Raw genomic sequence first — 21,939 nt, 5'->3', positions numbered from 1 at the left:
GAATCAGCGGTCGAGATTGAACTCGATCGGCACCACGACGCTGCCAACGGCCGGTTGACCATCGACCATCGCTGGGCGAAAACGCCAGCGCTTCACTGCATCCAACGCTGCCTTGTCGAGCGCACGCGACTGGCTGCTTTCCACGATGCTGGTCGCTGTCGGCACGCCGTCGGGACCCACTTCGATCCGCACCATGACTTTGCCGCTTTCGCGCCGCCGCAATGCGTCTTGTGGGTAGCGCGGCGAAGGCGAGGAAACCGGGACAGGATTGGCGCTGGCCACCGGCCGCGTCGTGGTGGGTGCAGGTGCTGGTGGCGGCGACGGTGCTTGCTCGATGAGTTGCGGGCGCTCGGCGAGCGCGTCTTCATCAGGTTCCTCGAGGCCACTGGCGCCGGCCGGCTGTCCGGTTGCCGGTAACGGGACCGGCAGCGGCGCGAACACCGGAGCGTCGCTGGTCGGTGCCACCGGGGCACGATAAAAATCCTGGTTGCTGCGCTGGGTCATCCATAGCACCAGGAACAGCAGCAGGCCGAGCACGAATGCGCCGCCGGCGATCAGCAGCGTGGTGCGCGAAGGGCGCCACAATGGCGGGCGGGGTGACCCGCCGATGTGCGAGGGGGAGGCGGACATCGGCACTTCCGGTTGTATGGGGGATTCAAGGGAGGCCAGGGCTTGGATTCTGGCACAGGCCAAGTAGCGGGTTCGGCGGCATTCGGTCTCGCAACACGCGATAATTCAGCTTCCGTTCGCTGTCGACTAACCCATGCTCGATCCTGCCCTGTTGCGCTCCCAGCCCGCCGAACTCGCCGCACGCCTAGCCGTACGCGGTTTCAAGCTCGACACCGCCGCCATCGAAACGCTGGAGGGCGAGCGCAAGCAAATCCAGATCCGCACCCAGGAACTGCAGAACCTGCGCAATACGCGCTCCAAGGCAATTGGCCAGGCCAAGGCCAAGGGCGAGGACGTAAGCGCGCTGATGACGGAGGTCGCCGGTTTCGGCGACGAGCTCAAGGCCAGCGAGACGCGGCTTGAGGAAATCCGCGCGGACATCGAGAAGATCGCGCTGCTGATCCCGAACATGCCGCACGAAAGCGTGCCGCAGGGCGACGACGAGAGTGGCAATGTCGAACAGCACCGCTGGGGCACGCCACGTACGTTCGATTTCGCGGTGAAGGACCACGTCGAACTTGGCGCCCGCAACGGATGGCTGGATGGCGACACCGCGGCGAAGTTGTCCGGTGCCCGTTTCACCGTGCTGCGCGGGCAATTGGCGCGCCTGCACCGGGCGTTGGCGCAGTTCATGCTCGACCTGCATACCAACGAGCACGGTTACGAAGAAACCAACGTGCCGTTGCTGGTCAATGCCGACTCGATGCGCGGTACCGGGCAGTTGCCAAAGTTCGAGGAGGATTTGTTCTTGACTGCGGTGGGCGAGGGCGACGCGACGCACAAGCGCTACCTGATTCCGACGTCAGAAGTTCCGCTGACCAATATCGTTCGCGACGAAATCGTCGAAGACGCTGCACTGCCGCTGCGCATGACTGCGCATTCGATGTGCTTCCGCGCCGAAGCCGGCAGCCACGGCCGCGACACGCGCGGGATGATCCGCCAGCATCAGTTCGAGAAGGTCGAACTGGTGTCGATCACTCGCCCGGACGAATCCTACGAGGAGCACGAACGCATGACCCGCTGCGCCGAGGTCGTGCTGGAGAAACTTGGCCTGCCGTACCGCCGCGTGATGCTGTGCACCGGCGACATGGGCTTCGCTGCGACCAAGACCTACGACCTGGAAGTCTGGCTCCCGTCGCAGGACACCTATCGTGAGATCTCGTCCTGTTCGAATTGCGAGGCGTTCCAGGCGCGCCGAATGCAGGCGCGTTGGCGCAATCCGGCCACCGGCAAGCCCGAACTCGCGCACACCTTAAACGGCTCCGGCGTCGCCGTTGGTCGCGCATTGATCGCGGTGATGGAGAATTACCAGAACGCCGATGGTTCGATCACCGTGCCGGAGGCACTACGCCCGTACATGGGCGGCGTCGATCACATCGCGTAGTACGCAGTGTCGTCCATCAAAACGGGCCCGCAATGCGGGCCCGTTGCGTTTCCGGCGTAGGCGAGGACTCACGCCGCTTCGCGTATAGGCGCCGGGATCGATGCATGCGCCGCCGCCAGCGCGTCGATGCGATGCTGCGGCGAATAGCCCACGCCCTCGGCACGGACGAATTCGACCTGCGTGATGCCGAGGAAGCCGAACAAGTGGCGCAGGTAGTTCTCCTGGAAATCGGCCGGTCCATTGCCATGGATGCCACCACGCCCACTTGCGATGACTACGCGCTTGCCGCCGGCCAGGCCCTGGGGTCCCGATTCGGTATAGCGGAACGTCGTACCAGCGATCGCGATGCGGTCGATCCAGGCCTTCAGCGTCGATGGCACGCCAAAGTTGTACATGGGCGCACCGATCACGATCACGTCGGCGCCGAGGAATTGCTGCATCACGTGCGCGGCGTCAGCGGTTTCGGCCGGATCGGCCTTGGCCAGCGAGCGGCCGGTCAGGTGTGGCACTGGATTGGCGTCGAGGTCGCGGTACTCGACGCTCAGGCCGGGCAGGGCGTCCTGCCAACGCGCGACAATGGCTGCGGACAGCTCGCGAGTGACGGAATTGGCGCCGAGGGCGCTGGAATCCAGATGCAGCAGTTTCATGGTTTGCTCCCGATGGGACGGCGGTCCGCCGTTGGGAAGCAAGTTAGGCTGTTGCTAATTTGGAATAAAGGCGGTCTAATACCACTAATCGTTCTGCCAGTAGAACGAACGGACCGGGAGCCAGCCATGAACGACCTGAACGATCTCTATTACTTTGCTGCCGTGGTCGACCACGGTGGTTTCGCCGCGGCCGAACGTGCGCTCGGTATTCCGAAGTCGCGGCTGAGCCGGCGCATCAGCCACCTCGAGGAAGAACTCGGCGTGCGCCTGTTGCAGCGTTCGACACGCCGCTTTGCCGTCACCGACGTCGGGACCAGCGTGCACCGGCACGCGCAATCGATGCTGGCCGAAGCACAGGCAGCGCGCGAAGTCGTCGACCGGCTCAGCGCCGAGCCGCGTGGGGTGGTGCGGGTCAGCGTGCCGGTCGGGATCGCGCAGCAGTCAATGCCCAAGCTTTTGCCGGAATTCCTCGCCAAGTACCCGGAAGTGCGCGTGCAGATGCATGTCAGCAATCGCCGCGTCGATGTGATCAACGAAGGTTTCGACGTTGCGCTGCGCGTGCGCAACAAGCTCGACGACGACGGCAGCCTGGTGATGCGCAGCTTCGGCCAGATCCAGGAGTTGCTGGTGGCAAGCCCGAAATACCTCGACCGCGCCGGCCGCCCGCGCGACCCTGACGAATTGAACGACCACGTCACCCTGAGCATGAACGAGGACGAGGTGCGCCAGCGCTGGGAGCTGCAAGGCGCGGATGGCGAAACTCGGCGGATCGACCTGAAGCCGCGCGTATCCGGTTTCGATTTCCCGATGCTGATGGCGCTGGCGAAACAGGGACTCGGAATCACCATGCTGCCGGAGACCCTGTGCGCCGATGCGGTGCGCAGCGGCGAACTCGAAGTGGTGCTGCCCGAATGGCGCCTGCCGCAAGGCATCGCGCATATCGTGTTCGCCTCGCGCCGTGGCCTGTTGCCGGCGGTACGGGTGTTCATCGACTTCCTCGCCGAGAAACTGCCGCCGTTGCTGGAATCGGCGCGGCTGCAATGCAGCGAAATCAAAGGCAAGCCGTGCCCGGAGCCGGTCGCGCGCCGCGGTGCGCACTAGGCGAAAACGCACGACGGCATGCGAGAATGCGCGCCTCGGAGAGATGGCCGAGCGGTTTAAGGCAGCGGTCTTGAAAACCGCCGTGGTAGCGATACCACCGTGGGTTCGAATCCCACTCTCTCCGCCAACTTATGGAAAGGGCCCAGCGGGCCCTTTCTTTTTTATTGCGTAGCCGCCGCCGCTGTCGTACCGGCATCCCATTGCCGCAGCGCCGCCTCGACTGCGTCGATGCCACTGGTGACGGCGGCGACGTCGATTTGTTCGATCGTATCGGCGTCGCTATGGATCACCTGCATCACCTTGGGGCCTTGGGCAGGCTTCTTGCCGGCAAACACTTCGAGGATGCGTGGAATCTCATCCGCGCCGACGAGTGAATAGGACACCGCTGGCCACTTCGCCTTGAGGAAGGCGAGATGATCGGTGGGCGGGTACTGGGGGCCAGCGCTGAGACCAATACCGGCCGAACGTGTCGCGCTTTGGCTGGCGGCGATGAGCGGGTGTGTCGCATCCGGGCTCATCATCCATAGCGTATCGCCCCAACCGAAGACGTCGAAATTGACGTACAAGGCCGGCTTCGTGCCGCCATTGGCGATATAGGCCTTGGAGCCGAGCAGGCCGCGTTCCTCCAGGTCCCAGAACGAGATCGCGACCCGATGATTCGCCAATGGACGTGCCTTCAGGCGTTGAGCGAGAGCAAGCACGGTGGCGCTGCCGGAAGCGTTGTCGGTGGCGCCGCGACCGACGCCGACCCGATCGAAATGCGCACCGAGCATCAGCAACGGGGCGGAATCAGGCCCATCGAGCTTGGCCAGCAGATTGGTGCCGTGCTGGCGTTCTATCGTGAACGATACGGTGCGCCAGGCGATGCCGAGCTCATCGAGGCGACGCTGGATGGCTTCGCGGCGCCGTGTGTTATCGCTGGCTTCCGTCATCGCCGTGACGTCGGCAAGCCAGGGTGAAGCTGGGTTGCCAGACGTTGGCGCAACCGCCTGCGATGAGGGTTGAGCCGACGCGCAGCCGGCGAGCAGGACCAACGATGCGATGGTGAACAGGCGTTGCAGTGACATGGAAGGCCCCTGTATTTGGATCGCGACAGTGTGCATCGGCAGGCGACGGCCCAAAAGGGCCGCAAGCCACTTGTTGCAGCCGCACCCGACGGCAGGTAGCCTCGATCTCCAAGGGAGACTCACGGGGAAAAGGATGACCATCCGCGTTTTTATCGTGGACGACCATGCGTTGGTGCGAACCGGCATGCGCATGATCCTGTCGGCAGAAACCGACATCGAAGTGCTCGGCGAAGCCGAGAGTGGCGAGGAAGCGCTACCGCAGATCCGCAAATTGAAACCGGATATCGTGCTGTGCGATCTGCATTTGCCCGGCGTGAGCGGACTCGAAATCACGGAACGTATCGTCAGGGGCGATTACGGCACGCGCGTGATCATTGTCTCGGTGCTCGAGGATGGGCCGCTGCCGAAGCGTTTGATTGCAGCAGGTGCATCCGGCTATGTGGGCAAGGGTGGCGATGCCGCCGAATTGCTGTGTGCGGTGCGTGACGTCGCCCGTGGCAAGCGCTACCTCGCCAGTGCCATTGCGCAGAACCTGGCCTTGTCGGGGATCGGCGGTGGCGATTCGCCATTCGATGCGCTGTCGCCGCGTGAAATGGAAATCGCGCTGTTGCTGACGCAAGGCTTGCGCCAGGAAGACATCGCCAAGCGCCTGAGTTTGAGCGCGAAGACGGTTAATACGCACAAGACGAGGTTGTTCGAGAAGTTGTCGATCAACGACAACATCGCCTTGGCACGGGTAGCCAGCCAATACGGTTTGACCGATCCCGCATACGCGCTGTAGAGCGCGTATGCGGTCGGACGGGCAGCGTTATGCGCTGCGTTTGGTGTCGTCCTGGCTGTCGTCGTTTGATTTCTTGACGACGTTCTTGGCGGCGACTTCGGCCGGAGAGGTTTCAGTCGCCGGCAGCGCGTCGAATAAGCCCGGCGTGGCGGTGTCGTCGTCGCTTACGTCGATCGGCATCACCGCCTCGGATTGAGGCTCCGGCGTTTTCACTGCCGGCTCGGCCGAAGTGGTGGCGATTGCCCAAGCGATGCTGTCGGCAAGCGAAGTCACTACCGGCCGTTCGTAATAAGCGGGCGGTGCCGGGACGGGTTCGGGCGCGGCTGCAATCGGGGCAGGTGCTTCGACAGCTTTGCGTTCGGGCGCGCTCGCGGCGACCTCAGGCGCCCCAGCGGCGGGTTCAGCGGCAGGTGCTTCGGCTGCAACCGTCGCTGCGACATCCGCCGGAGTTGCCGCAACAGGTTCGGCAGGCACTTCGACGGCAGCAGACGCGGCGATATCAGCCGGGGTCGTCGCGACCGGTACAGCAGGCACGTTCGGCGCAGGCGCACCTTCGAAGTGTGCCGACTCGGCGCGGACGGGTTCAGGGCCGACCGGCGCCATGACTTCCGCACTGGTCGGTGCAACGGTCGGGGCAGGCGCGGCTTCGAAGTGTGCCGACTCGGAGCGGGCAGGTTCTTGGCGAACCGGCGCTACGACTTCCACGCTTGCCGGCGCAACAGTCGACGCGTTGGTAACGATCGGCTCCTCGTCGTCGAAGTCGAATTCCGGCTGCGAGCGATGGGCGGCGCTGACGTCACCATCTTCGATAACGTCGTCGTGATCCTGTGCGACGCCTTCTGCAGCAGCGCCAGCTTCACCACCACCACGACGGCGACGGCGACCACCGCGACGGCCACGGCGACGACGGCCGCCTTCGCCAGCGGCTTCAGCCGCAGCTTCGGTCGTTGGGGTGCCGGCGCCATCGGGCTGGATCGCCTCAATGCTGGCATCGGCGACAGTCAGCGTCGGCACTGCAGCTGCAGCTTCGACTGCCGGGCTGATCAGCTTGATCGCTTCGGCGACGGCAGCCTGCGGCTTGGCTTCCTGCACCACCTGCTCACGCGGCGGGCGCGGTGCCTGCTGCTGACGTCCGGCGTCCTGCTGCGGCTTCTGCTTCTGCTTAGCCTGCTGTTCCTGCTTCGGCTGTTGCTGCTGTTGCGGCTGTTGCTGCTTCTGGGGCTGCTCGGCGCGTTGTTTCTGTTGCTGCGGCTGCTGTTGCTGCGGTTGGTTGCGGCGCTGCTCGTCGCGGCGTTGATCACGCCCTTGCTGCGGGCGGCCGCTACGGTTGTCACGGGCGTCGCGGCGACGCTCATCGCGACGCCCACGCTCATCCTGAGCGCGCGAGGCCGGCACGCTGGCAACAACAACCGGCTGGTCGCCACGCAGGAACTGCGCGATGCGTCCGAACAGACCGAGCTTCGGCGCGGGGGCGAGTGCGACTGGCGCAGGAGCTGCCATCGGCATTTCCTCGCGCACCTCGCGGATCGGCGCTGGCTGCGCCGGCTTGACGTTGGTCACCGCCGGCAGCGTCGGGATGTTGAGGTGGGCCTTGGTCAGCGCATGCGTGACCAGCTTGCGCGGGGTGCCGCGCTGGTAGCTGGGCTTGCTGGTTTCTTCGCCAAGTTCGTTCTCGCGGATGCGCGTCACTTCGTAATGCGGCGTTTCCAGCTGGTCGTCGGCGACGATCACGATCGGCGCGTCGTGGCGCTGTTCGATCTCGCCCAGTGCGCGGCGCTTCTCGTTCAACAGGTAGTTGGCGATCTCGGTCGGCGCCTGCACCAATACCTGTCCGGTGTTCTCCTTCATCGCATGCTCTTCGGCGACGCGCAGGATCGACAACGACAGTGACTCGACGCTGCGCATGCGGCCGTGGCCGTCGCAACGCGGGCAGACCAGCTGGCTGGCTTCGCCCAGCGACGGGCGTAGACGCTGGCGCGACATCTCGAGCAGGCCGAAGCGCGAGATGCGTCCGATCTGCACGCGCGCGCGGTCGTACTTCAACGCGTTCTGCAGCTTGTTCTCGACATCGCGCTGATGCTTGTTCGAGCCCATGTCGATGAAGTCGATCACCACCAGGCCGCCGAGGTCGCGCAGGCGCAGCTGGCGTGCGACTTCCTCGGCTGCTTCCATGTTGGTGTGGAACGCGGTTTCCTCGATGTCGCCGCCCTTGGTGGCACGCGCCGAGTTGACGTCGATCGCGGTCAGCGCCTCGGTCTGGTCGATCACCAGCGCGCCGCCGGAGGGCAGGCGCACGGTGCGCTCGTACGCACCTTCGATCTGCGACTCGATCTGGAAGCGATTGAACAGCGGCGTGTCGTCGGTGTAGTGCTTGAGCTTGCGCAGGTTGTGCGGCATCACCTGTTGCACGAACTCGCGGGCTTCCTCGTACATCTCCGGCGTGTCGACGAGGATCTCGCCGATGTCACCACGCATGTAATCACGCAGGGCACGGATGATCAGGCGCGACTCCTGGTAGATCAGGAACGGCGCCGGCTTGGTCAGTGCGGCTTCGGCGATCGCCTTCCACACCTGCAGGAGGTAGTCGAGGTCCCACTGCAGTTCTTCGGCATCGCGGCCGACGCCGGCAGTGCGGATGATCACCCCCATGTCGTCGGGGATGGCCAGCTTGTCCATCGCTTCCTTCAGCGCGGCGCGGTCGTCGCCCTCGATCCGGCGCGAGACGCCGCCGGCGGTGGGCGAGTTTGGCATCAGCACCATGTAGCGGCCGGCCAATGAGATGAACGTGGTCAGGGCGGCGCCCTTGTTGCCGCGTTCTTCCTTGTCGACCTGGACGACGATTTCCTGGCCTTCACGCAGCAGTTCGCGCAGCGACGCCTTGTTATGGTCGACGCCGGCCTGGAAGTAGTCGCGGGAGATTTCCTTCAGCGGCAGGAAGCCGTGGCGCTCGCCGCCGTATTCGACGAAGGCCGCTTCGAGGGAAGGCTCGAGCCGGGTGATGCGGCCCTTGTAGATGTTGGACTTCTTTTGTTCTTTGGACGGTTGTTCGATGTCGATGTCGTACAGGGTCTGGCCGTCTACGGTGGCGACGCGCAGCTCCTCTGCCTGCGTCGCGTTGATCAGCATGCGTTTCATTGTGCGTTCCTCGCGCGCTCTCGCACGCGGAACGCCGTGGGCGTTTCGCCTCTGGATACACCAAGCCGTACGGCGCGTGGACCGCGCCTGTGCAGCTCCAAGTTTCCAGCGCTACGACACCACGGCAGGCCGCGGGAGCGCTTCAATCATTTGTTACCTTGTTGCGGGGCCGGCGTCGCACTTGTTGGCGCGACGCTCGGGTCGTGTTCAGCGTCGATGTCTGACACATCGAGCGAAGTTCGGGAGTGCCAACAAGCCGCTAACATGGCCGCCCCGGGGGCGGTGGTCGCGCACTACGTCCGGAATCGCGGGGGAGGCGGGCTTTCGGCCCTTCTATCCAACTCCCTGCGAAATCAAACCCTTACCTCGCATCGCGAGTGTAGCAGAACAGGCCCCGGAATGACCCATTCAGACTCGTCAGAGCGTCCACCTACCGCCGCGCGCACCGTGCGGGTGGCAGAGGACCGCGATGGACAGCGCATCGACAACTTCCTGCTGGGATACCTGAAAGGGGCACCGCGCAGCCTGGTCTACAAGCTGTTGCGATCCGGGCAGGTCCGGGTCAACGGTGGCCGAGTGAAGGCCGAGCGCAGGCTCGAAGCCGGCGATGAGGTGCGGATTCCGCCGATCCGTCTCCCCGAAGCCAGCGACAAGGGCACGCCGCCCCAGGGCTTCATGGACGCGCTGGACGCCGCCATCGTGTACGAGGATGCGCGCCTGTTGGCGCTGAACAAGCCGTCCGGCGTCGCCAGCCACGGCGGCAGCGGCATCTCGTTCGGTGCAATCGAGACCTTGCGTGCACTCCGCCCGAAGGAATCGCTGGAACTGGTCCACCGCCTCGACCGCGATACGTCCGGATTGCTGATCGTGGCCAAGAAGCGCTCGGCGCTGACCGAGTTGCAGGCGCTGATGCGCGAAGACGGCGGTATCGCCAAGCGTTATCTCGCATTGCTGGTTGGACGCATGCCAGACGGCGTGATGAGCGTCGACGCGCCGCTGCACATCGGCCTGCGCCAGGGCGGCGAGCGCCATGTGCAGGTCAATGCTGCGGGCAAGGAGTCATTGAGTCACTTCAAGGTGCTGGAACGCCGCGGCGGGCATTCGTATTGCGAAGTACGGATCGAAACCGGGCGTACGCACCAGATTCGCGTGCATGCGCAGCACATCGGCCATTCGATCGCAGGCGACGACAAATACGGTGACTCCGAGGTCAATAAGCGGTTGCGGGAGCAGGTCGGATTGAAGCGGCTGTTCCTGCATGCCTCGACACTCGAATTCGCACTCGACGGGGGCAAGGCGCCATATCTGTTGAATGCGCCGCTGGCGAGTGAGTTGATCGACGTGCTCGATCGATTGGCGTGACCATTGGTTGTGGGAGCGACGTAAGTCGCGACAGTGATTGTCGAATTGCGACCTGCGTCGCTCCCACAAACGCTCCCACAAAGAAGGCCGTCATCCAGCCAACGCTTCCGCCTTCGCCGCGCAAATAAAGTCGTTCTCGCTCAATCCGCCGACATCGTGGGTCGAGTAACGGACCACGCAGCGGTTGTAATGCACGCCGAGGTCGGGGTGATGGTCTTCGCGATGGGCCATGTAAGCGAGTGCGTTCACGAAGGCCATGGTGCGGTAGTAGTTCTTGAACTCGAAGGTCCTGGTCAGGGCGTGGCCGTTCTCGGCCAGCTCCCAGCCCGGCACTTGGGGCAGTAATTCCCGGATGCGGGCTTCGGTGAGCTTGTGTTCACTGCCACGGCACGGGATGCAGTGCGTGTCGGCGAGGGGGATCAGGTCGGCCATGGCAGTCTCCGGGCGGCGCGGGTGCGCTGCGTGAACGAATCACATCGGGCGTGGTCGGAACGTCGAGGCGCAGTATTCCAACGCCCGTTAGAATAGCCGCATGATCAACATTTCCGAATCCGCACAGGCACATTTCCGCAAGCTGATCGAGCGCGAGGACTTGCCAGGCATGGGTGTCCGGCTGGCCGCGGTGCACGCCGGGCTGCCGAACGCCGACGTGCGCCTGGAGTTCGCCGAGCCGCGAGACCTGCACGGCGATGAATGGGCGATCGATTGCGAGGGTTTCACCCTGTGGGTGGACGCCGCCAGCGTGCAGTTCCTCGATAGCGCCGAGATCGACTACGAAATCAAGGCGACCGGCGGGCAGCTGCAGATACGCGCCCCGAAGATCAAGGGCGAGGCGCCGGCGGAAACGGCGTCGCTGGTCGAACGCGTACGCTGGGTGGTCGAGCACGAAATCAATCCACAGCTCGCCCAACACAAGGGCCTGGTGTCGGTGCAGGAAGTGACGGCGGACGGCGTAGTGGTGTTGCGCTTCGGCGGTGGCTGCCACGGTTGCGGCATGGCCGACGTGACCCTGAAGCAGGGCATCGAAAAAACCCTGCTGACGCGGGTGCCGGGTGTCACCGCGGTACGCGATGCCACCGACCACGCTACCGGCGACGCGCCTTACCTGCCGCGCGACGCTGCGTAAACAGGCTGCGGCGCGAGCGGGCTCCTAACGGATGTTCACTTCCGCCGATCTGATCGAAGTCCTGCGCCAGCGGCGCAGGCTGAAATCCATCCGTCCAGACACTCCTGGGCTGCTTCCGCCTGGCTGGCAGCAGTGGCTGGAAGCGATGCCAGCCCGTGTCGGCGCGGTGATCGGCGCATTGCCGCAGGCATTCATCGACGTCTTCCTGCAGCGGCCGCTTAGTGCGCCGCCGCGCCGCGTGGATCAACTCAACCGCTGGCAGGCATTTGCCACGCTGTGGCGGCAGCAGTGGCATCCACCGGTGCGCGAGGATCGCGGGCAACGCTGGTTCGCGATTTTTTTCAGCGCGTTGCTGCATTTTTTGTTCGTGGTGATGCTGCTGTGGCTGGCCTACATCCGGATCATCGCGATGCCGCCGCAGGCGCAGGGCGACAACGTCGTGCAAGTTGAATTCATCGGCGAGGGTACGCCGGACGAGGAGGGCGGAGGCGCGCCGGCGGGCGAAGAACCGCAGCCAGAACAGGCCCCGGCCGCCGCGGCAGCCGCCGCGCCACCGCAACCGGAGCCGGCGACTGTCCCCGAAACCGCGGCCGCCGAACCGCAGCCCGAGCCAGCCCCATCGGCGCCCGCTGAACGGCCCGAACTACAGCCACCCACGCCGACTCCGCCGGCATCGCAGCCATTGCAGGTGACTGAAGTCCAGGCGCCGGACACCGATTTCGTCCTGCCACCGCCGACACCACGCGTACCCAGACTGCAGCAGCGGGAGATCACCGTCCCCGAGGTGCGCGAGCGGCCGGAACTGACCGAGGTCGAGGCACCGCAGCTTGTCGTCACACCGACAGAGCAGCCAACGCGGGAAATCGTAAAACCGCGCCCCCCGCAAGCAGCGCCGGAAGAGCCTGAGGTTGCCGTGCGCTTGCCCCAGGCGCGCGCGCGCGAAGTGCGCACCGCCGCCGCGCCCGAGATCAAAGTGCCGACTGCGAACGCCGAGTTGCGTGAGATCCCGATGCCTTCGACGGGTACTGCCGCGGCATCGGCGGCGAGCGCGAGCACTGCCGCCAGGCCCGCGAGTAGTGCAGCAAGCGCCCCGAACGCGACGGCACCAGTGGCTGGAGGCAAACCGGCCGCCAGCAGCGGCACACAGCCAAGCGCCACTGCATCGGGCACAGGACCTGCACCAAGTACGAAACCCGGCGCATGGCCGACGCCTGCCAAGGCCGACGATTGGGGTGCTTCGACCCGGAACCGTCCCGGCGGGGCGCCGGGTGGCAAGAGCGGCGAAAAACCTGGCCTGTTCAATGCCGACGGGACACCGCGACTTGCGGACGTTCCGGGCTCTGCTTCCCCCGGACAACCGCCGGGCACGGTCACGCAGGAGATCAAGGACCTTGATCGCGCCGGCACCTGGCTGAAGCGTCCGCCTTACGACTACAGGCCGACGATGTTCGACCGCTTCTGGGTGCCGCGCGAAACGCTGTTGCAGGAATGGGTGCGCAAGGGGATCAAGAAGTTGTCGATCCCGATTCCAGGCACATCCAAGCGCCTGGAATGCGTGGTTTCGATCCTGCAGGTCGGCGGCGGCTGCGGGATCAGCGACTCGGACATGAACGAGCAGCCGGCCCGGGCTAGGCCACCACCGGATATTCCGTTCAAACCGCATTTGCAGGAAGACAATGGCAGTGTGAAACCGCCGGCGCAGTGATTCGTCTCCTGCAGCCCTTATGAACAAAAAACGGCCCGCATTGCGGGCCGTTTCGTTAACGCTGTGGTTGTCGGCGAATCAGTCGTGCGAACCGTGCAAGTCGCGCAACTCGCTCGGTGCTGCACTGAAATAGGCGCCAAGGTCTGCGATCTGCTGGTCGGTCAGCGTCTTCGCCTGGCCAGCCATCAGCGCATTCTCGCGGTCGCCCTTGCGGTAGGCCTGCAGCGCATGCTCAAGGTAGGAAGCGTACTGGCCGCCGAGCTTCGGATAGGTCGGATCGATCGGCTTGTTGCCGTCGGCGCCGTGGCAGTCGACGCAGGCCTGGCCGGTTTCGGCGTTCTTGGTCGATGCCAGCTTCTTTCCGGCCTCGAGGTCCCCACTCGGGAGGCCGGCTGAGGAGGACGCGGTGGCTTCGTGCGCTTCGGCTTCGCCGGCATGGCCTTCCTCGGACTTGCCGCAGGCGGCGAGGACGAGTGCGCAGGCAAGCGCCAAGAGAGCAGGGGCGATGGCGATGGAGTGCTTCGTCATGGTCGGTCTGCTCACTTCGGGTTCGACAGGAAGGCGGCGATGTCGGCGATGTCCTGGTCCGAGAAACTCTCGGCCTGCGCCTGCATGGTGGGGTGCTTGCGCTTGCCCTGCTTGTATTCGGTCAACGCATTCACCAGGTATTGAGGTGACTGCCCGGCGATACGTGGCACGTGGTAGTTCGGGTATGCGTTCTTGTAACCGGGGATGCCGTGGCAGCCCTGGCAGGTGAAGGTGAGTTGCTTGCCCTTGGTGGCGTTGCCGGCGGTCGCGGCCGGTTGTTGTGCAGCCGCAAGAAGCGGCAGGAACGCCAGCACCAGGCTGGCAGCGATCGGCAGCGGTCGCGTCATGTAGGTATCCGCAATCTGGAAGGCTGAAAGGTCGTGAAGAGGCATCGCAACGGTGGCGACGCACAAGCCCGGCAGTATAGCCGCAGCGGTGCGGGCCTGTTAACGCATGCGACGCGAAGTCGCACGACCCGGCGGTTGTCACGCATACGTCGTGCAACGCAAGCGCCTGTTCCGGTATCCCAGAAGGGGTACTCCAAAAAGACACCATGACCTTCGGCGCATGGCCGGCGTGAAGGCTGGTGATATACATAGCTACAACACCGGCATACACCTCCATCCAGCCGCCCCCCATCACAGTCTGCCCATCAGGGACCGATCGCATGCTTCATCACGCCCCCCGCCGCGCCACCCCGCACTGGACCAGCCTGGTCCTGACCTGCCTGCTGCTGCCTGGCATGCTCGCGCTGACCGCCTGCAAGGGCGGTAACGGCGAGGCCGCAGCCAAGACCAAAGACGAAAAGAAAGGCCCGGAGGCGGTGCCGGTCGAGGTCGCCAAAGCCTCGCGGCGCCCGATCGCGGCCAGCTACACGGGCACCGCGCCGCTGGAGGCGCGTGGCGAATCGCAGGTGGTCGCCAAGACCTCCGGCGTCGCGTTGAGCGTGCTGGTTGAGGAAGGCCAGCTGGTTCGCGCCGGCCAGGTGCTGGTGCGCCTCGACTCCTCGCGCGCTGCGCTGCAGGCAGCACAGACCAATGCGCAGATGCGCAAGCTCGAAAACGAATTCGCCCGTTCGCGCCAACTCGCCGAGCAGAAGCTGATCAGCGCCAGCGACAACGACCGCATCCGTTACGACCTGGAAAACGCGCGCGCCGCCAATCGCCTCGCGAACCTCGAGCTGTCGTACGCAAACGTGGTCGCACCGATTTCCGGCGTGGTCGCCTCGCGTTCGATCAAGACAGGCAATTTCGTGCAGATCAATTCACCGATCATCCGCATCGTCGACGTCTCGCGCCTTGAAGCCGTGCTCAATGTTCCGGAGCGCGAACTCGCCACGCTGAGGGCTGGGCAGCCGGTGCAACTCAGCGTGGATGCGCTGCCGGGCAAACCCTTCACCGGCACCGTCGATCGCATCGCGCCGGTGGTGGATTCGGGTAGCGGCACCTTCCGCGTGATCTGCTCGTTCGAAGGCGGTGGCGTGTTGCAGCCGGGCATGTTCGGCCGCATCCGCATCGATTACGACCAGCGCGCCGATGCACTGGTGATCCCGCGTGTCGCACTACTGGAAGACGAAGGCGACCCCGCGGTGTTCGTCGTGCGTGGCGACAAGACCACGCGCGTGCCGGTCAAGCTCGGTTATCTCGATGGCGAATGGGCGGAAGTCCGCAGTGGCGTGAAAGAAGGCGAGCAGGTCGTGATCGCTGGCAAGACGGCGTTGCGCGACGGCAGCGTGGTGCAGGTGCTCGGCAAGGCAGGCGCGAAGCCGGTCGCTGCCGCGGTGCCCGCATCCAACAAGCCTGCTGCAAGCAAGCGCTGACGCGCGGAGAGTCGCCAAGTGACCCATTCCACGGAACACGCCGCTTCCGGCGTCGTCGAGTTCGCCACCCGCCGCCGCGTGACGGTGGCGATGGTGACGATCACCTTCGTCCTGTTCGGCCTGATCGCGCTGAACAGCCTGAAGGTCAACCTGCTGCCCGACCTGAGCTATCCGACGCTCACCGTGCGCACCGAATATACCGGTGCCGCGCCCGCGGAAATCGAAACGCTGATCAGCGAACCCGTCGAAGAAGCCGTCGGTGTGGTGAAGGGCCTGCGCAAGCTGAAGTCGGTGTCGCGCACCGGGCAAAGCGACGTGGTGCTGGAGTTCGCCTGGGGCACCGACATGGATCAGGCCGGCCTCGAAGTGCGCGACAAGATGGAAATCGTGGAGCTGCCGCTTGAGGCGAAGAAGCCGGTGCTGCTGCGCTTTAATCCATCAACCGAGCCGATCCTGCGTCTTTCGCTGTCGGCGAAGAGCGACGTCGACTCTGTACGCCAACTCACGGCGTTGCGTCGTTACGCCAACGATGACCTGAAGAAGAAACTCGAGCCGATCGACGGCGTCGCCGCGGTGAAGGTCGGCGGCGGTTTGGAGGACGAAGTCCAGGTCGATATCGACCAACAGAAACTCGCGCAGTTGAACCTACCGATCGACACCGTGATCTCGCGGTTGCAGCAGGAGAACGTCAACGTTTCCGGTGGACGCCTCGAGGAAGGTTCGCAACGCTATCTCGTGCGCACCGTCAACCAGTTCGCGACTGTCGATGAAATCCGCGAAATGCTGGTCACCACGCAAAGCGGCGGCGGTGGCGCGGCGGCGAGCGCGGCCGAGGAGATGGCGCGCGTGGCCGCAGCCAGCGGTGACGCAAGCGCGATGTCCGCAGCCGCGTCTGTGCAGAACGCGCAATCTTCATCGCAATCCTCCCCGGGTGGCGGCATGCCGATCCGGCTGAAGGACATCGCCGAAGTCAGACAGGGCTATAAGGAACGCGAGGCGATCATCCGCCTGGCCGGCAAGGAAGCGGTCGAACTGGCGGTCTACAAGGAAGGCGACGCCAATACCGTCGCCACGGCCGATGCGATCGCCGCACGGCTGAAGGAGATCAAGGACCAGATTCCGGCCGACTTCGAACTCACGGTCACCGATGACCAGTCGCAGTTCATCCGCCATGCGATCAGCGACGTGAAGCTGGATGCCGTGATCGGCGGCCTGCTGGCGATCCTCATCATCTTCCTGTTCCTGCGCGACGGCTGGAGCACGTTCGTCATCGGCCTGTCCCTGCCAGTGTCGATCATCGCGACGTTCTTCTTCATGGGCCAGTTCGGGCTCAGCCTCAATGTGATGTCGCTCGGCGGCCTCGCATTGGCAACGGGCCTGGTCGTCGACGACTCGATCGTCGTGCTGGAATCGATCGCCAAGGCTCGCGAACGCGGGCTCGGCATCCTCGACGCGGCTATTACCGGCACGCGCGAAGTCAGCATGGCGGTGATGGCTTCGACGCTGACCACAATCGCGGTATTCCTGCCACTGGTGTTCGTGCAGGGCATCGCCGGCCAATTGTTCCGCGACCAGGCGTTGACCGTGGCGATCGCGATCGCGATCTCGCTGGTGGTCGCCATGACGCTGATCCCGATGTTGAGCGCGCTCAAGGGGCGGCCGCCGATGGCGTTCCCGGAGGAAGCGCCACATCCGAAGTGGCAGCCGGCATCGCGCGTGCTGAAGCCGGTTGCCGCCGTCGAACACGGTATCGGTGCAGGCGCGCGCGGCGGCTTCTTCGGGATCGCCTGGGTCATCGTCCGCATCTGGCGCGGCATCGCCGCGGTGGTCGGCCCGGTGATGCGCAAGTTCAGCGACATCGCGATGGCGCCATATCACCGTGCCGAACGCGCTTACATGAAGTTGCTGCCGGCGGCGATGGGCAAGCCATGGCTGGTGCTCGGTTCCGCCGCGATCGCATTCGCGGCGACGCTGGCCATCGTGCCGTTGCTCGGTGCCGACCTGATTCCGCAACTGGCGCAGGACCGCTTCGAGATGACGGTGAAGCTGCCGCCCGGTACGCCGCTGCGCGATACCGATGCGCTGGTGCGCGAACTGCAGCAGAAGCATGCCAAGGACCCGGACATCGCCACGATCTTCGGCGTCAGTGGCACCGGTACCCGACTGGATGCGAACCCGACCGAAAGCGGCGAGAACATCGGCAAGTTGTCGATTGTGATGGCCGATGGCGGCAGCAAGCGCATCGAAGCGGAAGAAACCGAGCGTCTGCGCGCAACCATGGCCGCCCATCCGGGCGTCCAGGTGGACTTCAGCCGACCGGAGCTCTTCAGCTTCTCCACGCCGCTGGAAATCGAACTCAGCGGCACGGACCTGGAGACCATCGAGCGCGCTGGCCAGCAACTGGCGGCGATGCTGCGCAAGAACGAGCACTACGCCGACGTGAAGTCGACGGTGGAGCAGGGCTTCCCGGAGATTCAGATCCGTTTCGACCAGGAACGCGCCGGTGCGCTCGGCCTGACCACGCGCCAGATCGCGGATGTGGTGGTGAAGAAAGTGCGCGGTGAAGTGGCCACGCGTTACAGCTTCCGCGATCGCAAGATCGACGTGCTGGTGCGCGCGCAGGAATCCGATCGCGCCTCGCTCGAAAGCATCCGAAGCCTGATCGTCAACCCGGGCAGTTCGCGTCCGGTGACGCTGGAATCCGTCGCCGACGTCGTGTCCACGACCGGACCCAGCGAGATCCATCGCGCCGACCAAGTGCGCGTCGCCATCGTCTCGGCCAACCTGCGCGACATCGATCTCGGCACCGCGGTGCAGGAAGTACGCGACATGGTGACCGAGCAGCCGCTCGGTGCCGACATCGGCATGCAGATCGGCGGGCAGGGCGCGGAACTCGACGAGTCCGTGAAGTCGTTGCTGTTCGCGTTCGGACTTGCGATCTTCCTGGTGTACCTGGTGATGGCCTCGCAGTTCGAATCGCTGCTGCATCCGTTCGTCATCCTGTTCACTATCCCGCTCGCGCTCGTGGGCGCCGTGCTGGCGCTGCTGCTGACGCGATCGCCGGTGTCGGTGGTGGTGTTCATCGGCTTGATCCTGCTGGTCGGGCTGGTGGTGAAGAACGCGATCATCCTGATCGACAAGGTCAACCAGTTGCGCGAGGACGGTGTACCCAAGCGCGAAGCGCTGGTCGAAGGCGCGCGTTCGCGCCTGCGTCCGATCATCATGACCACGATGTGCACGCTGTTCGGCTTCCTGCCGTTGGCGTTGGCCTTCGGCGAAGGCGCTGAGGTGCGCTCGCCGATGGCGATCACCGTGATCGGCGGCCTGCTGGTGTCGACGCTGCTGACGCTGGTCGTGATCCCGGTGGTGTACGACCTGCTCGACCGGCGCGCGGACGAGTACTACCGCGAGCGCGGCCTGCGCACGCGCCGTGAGCGGGCCGAAACCGCTGCGGCCATCGAAGGCGACGTCGGAGCTGCCGGATGAGCGTCGCCGAACTCAGCATCAAACGGCCGGTCACGGCGGTGATGTTCTTCGTCTCGCTGTTCGTGATCGGCCTGATCGCCGCGGTGCGGTTGCCGTTGGAAGCATTTCCTTCGGTGACCTTCCCGGGCATCTTCATCCAGATCCCGTTCAACGGCTCCACGCCAGAAGAAGTCGAGCGCACCTTGCTGCGCCCGGTGGAAGAAGCGCTGTCGACGATGAGCGGCATCAAGCGCATGGATGCGAGCGCGCGCGCCGACGGCGCGCAGGCGTTCATCATGTTCACGGACTGGGAACGCAATGTCGCCATCGCAGCATCGGAGGCGCGGGAGCGCATCGACGCAATCCGCAAGGAGTTGCCTGACGAGTTGCAGCGTTACGGCGTGTACAAATTCGACACCAGCGACCAGCCGGTGCTCGCCGTGCGCCTGGCCAGCCAGACCCAGAATCTGACCAACGCCTACGATCTCATCGACCGCCAGTTCAAGCGCCGGCTCGAACGCATCCCGGGCGTCGCACGCGTGGACGTGTCGGGTGCACCGCGCAACGAGGTGGAAATCGCGATCAGTGCCGACCGACTGACCGCGCACGATCTCAGCCTCAACGACCTGACCCAGCGCCTGCAGGCCGTCAACTTCTCGGTATCGGCGGGGCAGATCGACGACAACGGTCGCCGCCTGCGCGTGCAGCCAGTGGGCGAGATGACCGACCTTCAACAGCTGCGCGACCTGGTGATCGGCGCCAACGGCTTGCGCCTGGGCGACATCGCCGAAGTGCGACTCAAGCCGGAGCGCATGCCGTATGCGCGCCGCCTCGACGGACATCCCGCCGTCGGCCTGGACATCTTCAAGGAACGCAACGCGAATCTGGTCGAGGTGTCGAGCAATGCATTGAAGGAAGTCGAAGCGATCCGCCAGGAACCCGCCCTGCGCGACGTCCAGGTCAAGGTCATCGACAACCAGGGCGAAAACGTCACGTCCTCACTGATCGACCTGGCCGAGGCCGGGGGTGTCGGTCTATTGCTGTCGATCGCGGTCCTGTTCTTCTTCCTGCGCCATTGGCCATCGACGTTGATGGTGACGCTGGCGATCCCGATCTGTTTCGTGATGACGCTCGGCTTCATGTACTTCGCCGGCGTGACGCTCAACATCCTGTCGATGATGGGACTGCTGCTCGCGGTCGGCATGCTGGTCGACAACGCGGTCGTCGTGGTCGAGAGCATCTACCAGGAGCGCGAGAAGAATCCCGGCAACCCACGGCTGGCGTCGATCATCGGCACCCGCCACGTCGCGATCGCCCTGTCGGCTGGCACGCTGTGCCACTGCATCGTGTTCGTGCCAAACCTGTTCGGCGAGCGCAACTTCCTCGCTATCTACCTCTCGCAGATCGCGATCACCATCTCGGTGTCGCTGCTGGCGTCGTGGTTGGTGGCGGTGAGTTTGATCCCGATGATCTCGGCGCGTTTGAAGACGCCGCCCGCCGTGCGCAGCGACAAAGGGCTGATTCCGCGACTGCAGCGTAATTACGGCAAGTTCCTGCGCTGGACGCTGGAACATCGCGGCAAGGCGGTCCTCGGCATCTTGCTGATCATCGTCGCCAGCTTCTATCCGGTGATGAACACCAAGACCAACATGTTCGGCGACGACGGCGGCAACGAGGTCGACGTCCGCTTCCAGTGGAACGGCAGTTACACCAAGGAGCAGATGTCGGATGAAGTGCTGCGCGTCGAGGACTACCTCGACGCCAACCGCGAACGTTTCCACATCGTCCAGGTCTTCTCCCGCTTCAGCGAGCAGGGTTGGGGTGCCACCAAGATCACCTTCGACGAGAACAAGGCCAAGGACACGCGGCCATTGATCGAGCAGATCCGCAAGGAACTGCCGAAGTCCGCACGCGCGTCACTGACCATCGGCGACGACGGCGGCCCTGGCGGTGGTGGCCCGGGCCAAGCGGTGCAGGTGATGCTGGTCGGCGATTCCAGCGAGACCTTGAACGCGTTGGGCAAGGACATCGTCCCGATCCTGGCGCGCCGAAAGGAATTGCGCGACGTGCGCATCGACGCCGGCGACCAGAACAGCGAACTGCGCGTCAGCGTGGATCGCGAGCGGGCGGCATCGTTCGGTTTCAGCGCGCAGCAGGTATCGAGCTTCGTCGGCCTGGCGTTGCGAGGGGCGCCGCTGCGCGAATTCCGTCGCGGCGAGAACGAAGTGCCGGTCTGGGTCCGTTTTGCCGGCGCCGAGGATTACGGCATCAAGGATCTTGCCAGCTTCACTGTCCGCGCACCGGATGGTCGCAGCGTGCCGCTACTGAGCATGATCAACGTGGATGTGCGTCCGGCGGCGACCGAAATCCAGCGCATCAATCGCCAGACCGCACTGACCATCAAGGCCGATCTCGCCGACAAGACCGTAATGCCGGACGCGCGCAAGGCGATGGAGGAAACGCTCAGGGCCGTCTCGTTCCCGCCAGGCTACAGCTACACGTTCGAGGGCAGCGGCTTCGAGGAAGATGCCGAGGCAATGAGCCAGATGTTGTTCAACCTGGTGATCGCGCTGGTGATGATCTACATCGTGATGGCGGCGGTGTTCGAGTCGCTGTTGTTCCCGGCGGCGATCATGAGCGGCGTGCTGTTCTCGGTGTTCGGCGTGTTCTGGCTGTTCTGGCTCACTGGTACCGAGTTCAACATCATGGCCTTCATCGGCATCCTGGTGCTGATGGGCGTGGTGGTGAACAACGGCATCGTCATGATCGAGCACATCAACAACCTGCGTCGCCGCGGGATGTCGCGTACCGACGCGCTGGTCGAAGGCAGTCGCGAACGCCTGCGTCCAATCCTGATGACGATGGGCACCGCGATCCTGGCGATGGTGCCGATCGCGATCGGCAGCACCCAGATGGCCGGCGACGGCCCGCCGTACTTCCCGATGGCGCGCGCCATCGCCGGCGGCCTCGCGTTCTCGACCATCGTCAGCCTGCTGTTCCTGCCGACGATCTACGCGATGCTCGACGATCTGCGCCACGGCACCACGCGCCTGCTGAAGCGGGCGCGTGGAGATCGCGGCGTGGCGACGGCCACGGTGACGGCGATCCAGGCGGAATAACCACCACGAATCGTTGATCGACGGCAGGGAC

At 64.7% G+C, this 21,939-nt stretch carries 15 protein-coding genes, 1 tRNA gene and 1 pseudogene; 10 read left to right on the top strand and 7 right to left on the bottom strand.

Annotated features, from left to right (window positions below):
* Positions 1-3: 3 nt before the first annotated feature.
* A complete protein-coding gene (locus MO486_RS00655; RefSeq protein WP_242903681.1) occupies positions 4-630 on the bottom strand; it encodes an energy transducer TonB in 627 nt (208 codons plus the stop codon).
* A 133-nt stretch (positions 631-763) separates the two neighbouring features.
* On the opposite strand from MO486_RS00655, the gene serS reads away from it, so the two are divergent.
* The gene (gene serS / locus MO486_RS00650; protein ID WP_242903679.1) at positions 764-2,053 is read left to right on the top strand and encodes a serine--tRNA ligase; all 1,290 of its coding nucleotides are present in this window, start codon (positions 764-766) and stop codon (positions 2,051-2,053) included.
* Positions 2,054-2,121: 68 nt separating this feature from the next.
* Here serS and MO486_RS00645 read toward each other — a convergent pair whose 3' ends face one another.
* The gene (locus MO486_RS00645) at positions 2,122-2,700 is read right to left on the bottom strand and encodes an NAD(P)H-dependent oxidoreductase (protein WP_242903677.1); all 579 of its coding nucleotides are present in this window, start codon (positions 2,698-2,700) and stop codon (positions 2,122-2,124) included.
* A gap of 126 nt (positions 2,701-2,826) precedes the next feature.
* On the opposite strand from MO486_RS00645, the pseudogene MO486_RS00640 reads away from it, so the two are divergent.
* Positions 2,827-3,738 (top strand): annotated as a pseudogene (locus MO486_RS00640) (LysR family transcriptional regulator); the annotation flags it as partial.
* Positions 3,739-3,838: 100 nt separating this feature from the next.
* A tRNA-Ser gene (locus tag MO486_RS00635) sits at positions 3,839-3,928 on the top strand.
* A 34-nt stretch (positions 3,929-3,962) separates the two neighbouring features.
* On the opposite strand, the gene MO486_RS00630 is transcribed toward MO486_RS00635, so the two are convergent.
* Entirely contained in the window at positions 3,963-4,868 is a 906-nt protein-coding gene (locus tag MO486_RS00630) for a M28 family metallopeptidase (protein ID WP_242903675.1), read from the bottom strand.
* A 133-nt stretch (positions 4,869-5,001) separates the two neighbouring features.
* On the opposite strand from MO486_RS00630, the gene MO486_RS00625 reads away from it, so the two are divergent.
* Entirely contained in the window at positions 5,002-5,649 is a 648-nt protein-coding gene (locus MO486_RS00625; RefSeq protein ID WP_242903673.1) for a response regulator, read from the top strand.
* Positions 5,650-5,676: 27 nt separating this feature from the next.
* On the opposite strand, the gene MO486_RS00620 is transcribed toward MO486_RS00625, so the two are convergent.
* Positions 5,677-8,784, bottom strand: a complete 3,108-nt coding sequence (locus tag MO486_RS00620; protein ID WP_242903670.1) for an Rne/Rng family ribonuclease — start codon at positions 8,782-8,784, stop codon at positions 5,677-5,679.
* Between the two features lie 399 nt (positions 8,785-9,183).
* On the opposite strand from MO486_RS00620, the gene MO486_RS00615 reads away from it, so the two are divergent.
* Entirely contained in the window at positions 9,184-10,146 is a 963-nt protein-coding gene (locus MO486_RS00615) for an RluA family pseudouridine synthase (RefSeq protein ID WP_242903667.1), read from the top strand.
* A gap of 90 nt (positions 10,147-10,236) precedes the next feature.
* Here MO486_RS00615 and MO486_RS00610 read toward each other — a convergent pair whose 3' ends face one another.
* Entirely contained in the window at positions 10,237-10,578 is a 342-nt protein-coding gene (locus tag MO486_RS00610) for a 4a-hydroxytetrahydrobiopterin dehydratase (protein WP_242903665.1), read from the bottom strand.
* Positions 10,579-10,678: 100 nt separating this feature from the next.
* Here MO486_RS00610 and MO486_RS00605 point away from each other — a divergent pair, with 100 nt between their 5' ends.
* Positions 10,679-11,272, top strand: a complete 594-nt coding sequence (locus MO486_RS00605; RefSeq protein ID WP_242903663.1) for an NfuA family Fe-S biogenesis protein — start codon at positions 10,679-10,681, stop codon at positions 11,270-11,272.
* A 31-nt stretch (positions 11,273-11,303) separates the two neighbouring features.
* Positions 11,304-12,977, top strand: a complete 1,674-nt coding sequence (locus MO486_RS00600; RefSeq protein WP_242903661.1) for a hypothetical protein — start codon at positions 11,304-11,306, stop codon at positions 12,975-12,977.
* Positions 12,978-13,055: 78 nt separating this feature from the next.
* On the opposite strand, the gene MO486_RS00595 is transcribed toward MO486_RS00600, so the two are convergent.
* Positions 13,056-13,505 (bottom strand): cytochrome c, encoded by a 450-nt coding sequence (locus MO486_RS00595; protein WP_242903659.1) that lies wholly within the window; start codon positions 13,503-13,505, stop codon positions 13,056-13,058.
* Between the two features lie 11 nt (positions 13,506-13,516).
* Positions 13,517-13,852, bottom strand: coding sequence for a cytochrome c (locus tag MO486_RS00590; RefSeq protein ID WP_242903657.1), 336 nt, complete (start codon positions 13,850-13,852; stop codon positions 13,517-13,519).
* A gap of 395 nt (positions 13,853-14,247) precedes the next feature.
* Between MO486_RS00590 and MO486_RS00585 the strand changes: the two genes are divergently transcribed.
* Genes MO486_RS00585 through MO486_RS00575 form a run of 3 tightly spaced genes read left to right on the top strand, consistent with a single transcriptional unit; the run spans position 14,248 to position 21,908 of the window.
* Positions 14,248-15,324 carry an efflux RND transporter periplasmic adaptor subunit gene (locus MO486_RS00585; RefSeq protein ID WP_242904580.1) on the top strand — a complete coding sequence of 359 codons (1,077 nt, stop codon included), beginning with the start codon at positions 14,248-14,250 and terminating at the stop codon, positions 15,322-15,324.
* Positions 15,325-15,342: 18 nt separating this feature from the next.
* Positions 15,343-18,810: an efflux RND transporter permease subunit gene (locus tag MO486_RS00580; protein WP_242903655.1), complete on the top strand. Its 3,468-nt coding sequence runs from the start codon at positions 15,343-15,345 to the stop codon at positions 18,808-18,810.
* The gene (locus MO486_RS00575) at positions 18,807-21,908 is read left to right on the top strand and encodes an efflux RND transporter permease subunit (RefSeq protein ID WP_242903653.1); all 3,102 of its coding nucleotides are present in this window, start codon (positions 18,807-18,809) and stop codon (positions 21,906-21,908) included. The genes MO486_RS00580 and MO486_RS00575 overlap by 4 nt, the downstream gene beginning before the upstream one ends.
* Positions 21,909-21,939: the final 31 nt, after the last annotated feature.

It is taken from the genome of Lysobacter sp. CFH 32150 (assembly GCF_022758295.1).
Taxonomy (GTDB): Bacteria; Pseudomonadota; Gammaproteobacteria; order Xanthomonadales; family Xanthomonadaceae; genus CFH-32150.
The sequence above is the reverse complement of the archived record's forward strand: the minus strand, read 5'-3'. Positions and strand labels throughout refer to the sequence as shown.